This is a genomic window from Methylobacterium tarhaniae (genome assembly GCF_001043955.1).
GTDB lineage: Bacteria > Pseudomonadota > Alphaproteobacteria > Rhizobiales > Beijerinckiaceae > Methylobacterium > Methylobacterium tarhaniae.
In genome coordinates this window covers 1-508 of record NZ_LABZ01000383.1, presented here as the reverse complement: position 1 = coordinate 508, position 508 = coordinate 1, and the positions used below count along the sequence as shown (strand labels likewise).

Here is a 508-nt window from a genome sequence, read left to right as displayed (position 1 = left end):
CGCGCAGGCGCTCGGGCACCGCCGGATGCAGCTTGGTGAAGCCCTTGACGTGGGTCTCGTAGAAGACCGTCTTGTCCCAGGGCACGTTCGGCTTCTGGTCGCGGCCCCAGGTGAAGGCGGGATCGATCACCCGGCACTTGCGGGTGAAGGGCGCGCTGTCGCGGGTGTCGAAGGTGGTGTCGTCGCCGCTCTCCATGACGTAGCCGAAGAGCGCCGGGTTCCAGGTGACGGAGCCGACGAGCGCCTTGGCGTAGGGGTCGAGGAGCAGCTTGTTCGGGTTGAAGCGGTGGCCGGCTTCCGGCTCGTAGGGGCCGTGGACGCGATAAGCGTAGATCGTCCCGGGGCGGGCGTCCGGCAGGTAGCCGTGCCAGACCTCGTCGGTGTATTCGGGCAGGGCGATCCGCTCGATCTCGGTCTCGCCGGAATCGTCGAACAGGCACAGCTCGACCTTGGTGGCGTGCGCGGAGAACAGCGCGAAGTTGACGCCGAGGCCGTCCCAGGTGGCGCC

General features: G+C 68.3%; 1 pseudogene. It reads right to left on the bottom strand.

What is annotated here, in order from left to right:
- Positions 1-508: pseudogene (locus VQ03_RS30170) on the bottom strand (glycogen debranching protein GlgX); the annotation flags it as partial.